This is a genomic window from Chroococcidiopsis sp. CCALA 051, from assembly GCF_003015105.1.
GTDB classification, from domain to species: Bacteria; Cyanobacteriota; Cyanobacteriia; order Cyanobacteriales; family Chroococcidiopsidaceae; genus Chroococcidiopsis; species Chroococcidiopsis thermalis.
On record NZ_PYCI01000228.1, the window covers coordinates 1 to 4,540 of the forward strand.

Here is a 4,540-nt window from a genome sequence, read left to right on the forward strand (position 1 = left end):
TAGAGAAGCTATTTTACAAGCCACTAATCAACTAATTGAAAATAATACTCAGCGGATCGATAAAATTCTCAAACCAACGCGAGGAGAAGGAGAAAAAATCTACTGTTATAAAGCTGATGATGAAATCGCCGAAGCCCAATTTGTCATCAATCATTTACGTAGTTTAGAACAGCAACATTCAGAATTCAATTGGGGTAGTTTTGCCGTTCTTTATCGTACTAACGCTCAATCTCGTCCCATAGAAGAGAATCTAGTCCGTCAGGGTATTCCTTACACAATTGTCGGTGGATTGAAGTTCTACGATCGCAAAGAAATTAAAGATGTTTTGGCATATTTAAGAGCAATTGTCAATCCTTACGATACCGTAAGTTTGTTGCGCGTGATTAATACTCCCCGTCGCGGCATTGGTAAAACCACAATTGATAATTTAGTTAATGCTGCCCAACAACTTAATTTACCCTTTTGGGAAATTCTCAACGACGAAACATCAGTTAACACTTTAGCAGGGCGATCGGCTAAGGGTGTCAACAATTTTGCCCAATTAATTCGCAAATGGCAAGAACAGGTAGATACTCTTATTCCTAGTGCGATCGTGCAGGGAGTTTTAGATGAATCTAGCTATGTCAAAGATTTACAAAATCAAGGCACGGATGAAAGTTTAGATAGACTGCAAAACGTACAAGAACTTTATAACGCCGTCTTACAATTTGAAGAAGAAAACGAGGAGGTTAACCTATCAAATTTTCTTGCCAGTACAGCTTTAACTTCCGATTTAGACAATTTGAAAGAAGGACAAGCTGCTGTTTCTCTCCTCACGCTTCATGCTTCCAAAGGATTAGAATTTCCCGTTGTTTTTCTCGTGGGGTTAGAACAAGGATTACTTCCTAACTATCGCTCTCTTGACGATCCTAAATCGTTGGAAGAAGAACGCCGTCTGTGCTACGTAGGAATTACTCGCGCTCAAGAAATACTTTACCTCACCCACGCCCGCGAACGTCGCCTTTACGGTTCCCGCGAACCTGCAATTCCATCTCAATTTCTGGCAGAATTACCCAAAGAATTACTCAGTTTTCATCTTTCTAGCCAAGCGAAAGTTCCTAATATATCGAATAGATCGACTCACCAACCAACTCAAAAGTGGAGCCATCCTCAGAATAATAGTGCTAGCAAAAATTCATCAGAGGCAGATTTAGAGAGGGACTGGCGTGTAGGCGATCGCATTTTCCATAAAAACTTTGGTATTGGCGAAGTAACTCACATTTTCGGTTCTGGTAACAAAATCTCTTTAGCGGTTCGATTTGCTAGTCTCGGCACGCCAAAAATTGTCAATCCTAAAATCGATCCACTACAAAAAGTAGAATGAGATTGGTAATGGGTAATTGGTAATGGGTAATTGGTATTGATTGACGAGCGATGACTAATACAAGGAGCTTTTTATGAGTCAGGCGCGAGTACGATGGACGACTAGCGATCTAGAGTTGTTGCCAGATAATGGCAATCGCTATGAAATTGTCGATGGGGAATTATTTGTGACACGCGCACCAGGCTGGAGACACCAAAGGACTATCAAAAACATCTGTAGAGAGTTAGATCTTTGGTCGCAGCAAACTGATGTAGGGGAAGTAGTACCTACCCCTGGCATTATTTTTACTGATGCTGATAACGTTATTCCTGACGTAGTTTGGATAAGTAAAGAGCGATTGGCTGCTTTGCTAGACGAAGCAGAACACTTGACTGGCGCACCAGAATTGGTTGTTGAGGTACTATCTCCAGGGGAAACCAACGAACGCCGCGACAAAGAGGCTAAACTCAAGCTATATGCTGCTCAAGGAGTGTGTGAATATTGGATTGCAGATCCGCGCTTGGAGCAAATTCAAGTTTATCGCCGCGAACATGCAACGCTGGTTATGGTAGCAACTTTATTTACCAGTGACGAACTTACCTCGCCTTTACTTCCTGGTTTTAGCTGTGCTGTGGCAAGATTGTTTGGTTAGACGTTTTAAGATTGAGTGAGTGCGATCGCACCGCCTACATTCCTGAAAACTGTATCAAATCCAGTTTGTTTCTAGAAATCAAATCCTCTAAGCTAGTCGAGGAGTATCCAGTCGAATAGCTGCAAAAACCCGTGAAATATTTCTTTCTCACTGAAGGATGGACAGTAGGTAGAATCTGGGCATCTGATGGTCTATGGAATGAAACAGCATGGCGGCGACGACCAGACATTCAGCGGCTTAACGTTTGTCTAGTAGAAGCAAACGAAAAATTATGGCTGTATCGGGTAGAAGACACGATTATGACTGTAGAAGTCAGACCCGCTACTGCTTCAAGTAATGGTACAAAACAAGCGATCGGACAAGTTGTACTCAAGCGATTAATCACTGCCGAACAAGTCATCGATCGCTTGGGAACCGCCGAAGCTATGTGCCAACTCAAAAGCATTCAATCTGTAGTACAGTGAGTGGTGCGTGGTGCGTGGTGCGCGATCGGATTTCTATTCATATTCTCCTGGCTCCTGACTCAGCAACTCCTGTACGGGCGGGTTCACCCGAAATCTTCGTCGGAGTCAGAGATCTTTGGTGAACCCGCCCCTACGACTCCTGGCTCTTGAAACCCTTGATAACTGACAACTGACAACTGATAACTGATTCTCGTATTGCATTCAGTCCCGCCAATAGTTACACTTCTTTAATAATTCTCATTTTTGTATTGAATACCATTGCTGAATTTTACAAGTCAGATGGATCGTCCAGATCCATATCTAGTAAGGCTCGGTTGATGGCAATAACAAAAAGCCGAAAAATTATCCTGTAGAAATAACTCATCGAGGAGGAGCGTAGTCGATGGGACTACCTTGGTACAGAGTACACACAGTCGTCCTGAACGATCCAGGGCGGTTGATTGCTGTACATTTAATGCATACAGCACTAGTTGCAGGCTGGGCTGGTTCGATGGCTCTATACGAACTAGCTATTTACGACCCCAGCGATCCAGTATTAAACCCCATGTGGCGGCAAGGTATGTACGTACTGCCCTTCATGTCACGCTTGGGTGTAGTTGGCTCTTGGGGTGGCTGGAACGTCATGGGCGCTCCCAGCTACGACCCTGGTTTCTGGTCGTTTGAGGGCGTTGCTGCCGCTCACATCGTTCTTTCCGGTTTATTATTCCTAGCTGCTTGCTGGCACTGGGTTTATTGGGATTTGGAACTTTTCCAAGACCCCCGCACGGGCGAATCTGCTCTAGACCTGCCAAAAATGTTTGGTATCCATTTATTCTTGTCTGGTCTACTTTGCTTCGGCTTTGGTGCTTTTCACCTCACCGGACTATTTGGTCCAGGGATGTGGGTTTCTGACCCCTACGGCATCACCGGACACGTAGAAGCAGTCGCGCCGGAATGGGGACCAGCAGGTTTTAACCCGTTTAATCCTGGCGGCGTGGTAGCTCACCACATTGCTGCGGGTGTTGTTGGTATTATTGCTGGTTTATTCCACTTGACAGTTCGACCCCCAGAACGGCTTTACAAAGCTCTGCGGATGGGGAATATCGAAACCGTGCTTTCTAGCAGTATTGCTGCCGTCTTCTTTGCTGCTTTCGTTGTAGCAGGGACGATGTGGTACGGTAACGCCACAACCCCAATCGAACTGTTTGGTCCTACCCGCTATCAGTGGGATGATGGCTACTTCAAACAAGAAATGACCCGCCGCGTGCAAGCTAGCGTGGCTGAGGGTAAGAGCTTGTCTGAAGCTTGGTCGGAAATTCCCGAAAAACTGGCGTTCTACGACTACGTAGGTAACAGCCCCGCTAAAGGTGGTTTGTTCCGCGTCGGTCCGATGAACAAGACTAATGGTATTGCTCTGTCTTGGGCAGGACACCCCGTATTCAAAGATAAAGAAGGACGAGAATTAGAAGTTCGTCGTCTGCCTAACTTCTTTGAAACTTTCCCTGTTGTTTTAACAGATAAAGATGGTGTTGTCCGTGCCGATATTCCTTTCCGGCGAGCAGAATCCAAGTATAGCTTCGAGCAAACAGGTGTAACTGTTAGCTTCTACGGCGGTGAGTTGGATGGTCAAACCTTTACCGACCCAGCCGACGTGAAGAAGTATGCTCGTAAAGCTCAAGGTGGCGAAATCATCAATTTTGACGGCGATCAAAGCACCAGATTTGGCGATCTAGCACTTGCTAAGCCTGACGGTGTATTCCGTACTAGCCCTAGAGGTTGGTTCACCTTCGCTCACGCTACCTTTGCCTTGCTATTCTTCTTCGGTCATTTGTGGCACGGTTCTCGCACGATCTTCCGCGATGTATTCGCAGGGGTCGAGGCAGATTTGGAAGAACAAGTCGAATGGGGGCTGTTCCAGAAAGTGGGTGACAAGACCACTCGCCGTAAGGAAGCCTAAACTGAGGTCAGTTGTTAAGAACGGTTAAATATATTGTCGGGAAACAATTTTTCTAGCAGTTAATGTAACCGTTCTTTTCTTTTGATTGATAAACTATCAGTAAGAAGGAAGTCGTTAGGGAATACTGCTGTCTCTTATACACATCT

5 protein-coding genes are annotated in these 4,540 nt (G+C 45.2%); all 5 read left to right on the forward strand.

All coding sequences use genetic code 11. The features are described 5' to 3' along the window. Positions 1-1,363 (forward strand): 3'-5' exonuclease (locus C7Y66_RS29845; protein WP_158266027.1); only part of this gene is annotated, 1,363 nt, incomplete at its 5' end. Positions 1,364-1,436: 73 nt separating this feature from the next. Then, complete coding sequence (locus C7Y66_RS29850; protein ID WP_106548310.1) at positions 1,437-1,994, forward strand: Uma2 family endonuclease; 558 nt, start codon at positions 1,437-1,439, stop codon at positions 1,992-1,994. A gap of 131 nt (positions 1,995-2,125) precedes the next feature. Next, positions 2,126-2,458, forward strand: a complete 333-nt coding sequence (locus tag C7Y66_RS29855; protein WP_106548311.1) for a hypothetical protein — start codon at positions 2,126-2,128, stop codon at positions 2,456-2,458. Further along, positions 2,455-2,580, forward strand: a complete 126-nt coding sequence (locus C7Y66_RS33190; protein ID WP_255410090.1) for a hypothetical protein — start codon at positions 2,455-2,457, stop codon at positions 2,578-2,580. The genes C7Y66_RS29855 and C7Y66_RS33190 overlap by 4 nt, the downstream gene beginning before the upstream one ends. A 260-nt stretch (positions 2,581-2,840) precedes the next feature. Next, on the forward strand, positions 2,841-4,394 hold the full coding sequence (psbB, locus tag C7Y66_RS29860; protein WP_015157352.1) for a photosystem II chlorophyll-binding protein CP47: 1,554 nt from the start codon (positions 2,841-2,843) through the stop codon (positions 4,392-4,394). Positions 4,395-4,540 lie beyond the last annotated feature (146 nt).

Coding starts and splice junctions, on each gene's coding strand:
- C7Y66_RS29850 (WP_106548310.1), top strand. CDS start 1,437: ATGAGTCAGGCGCGAGTACGATGGACGACTAGCGATCTAGAGTTGTTG.
- psbB (WP_015157352.1), top strand. CDS start 2,841: ATGGGACTACCTTGGTACAGAGTACACACAGTCGTCCTGAACGATCCA.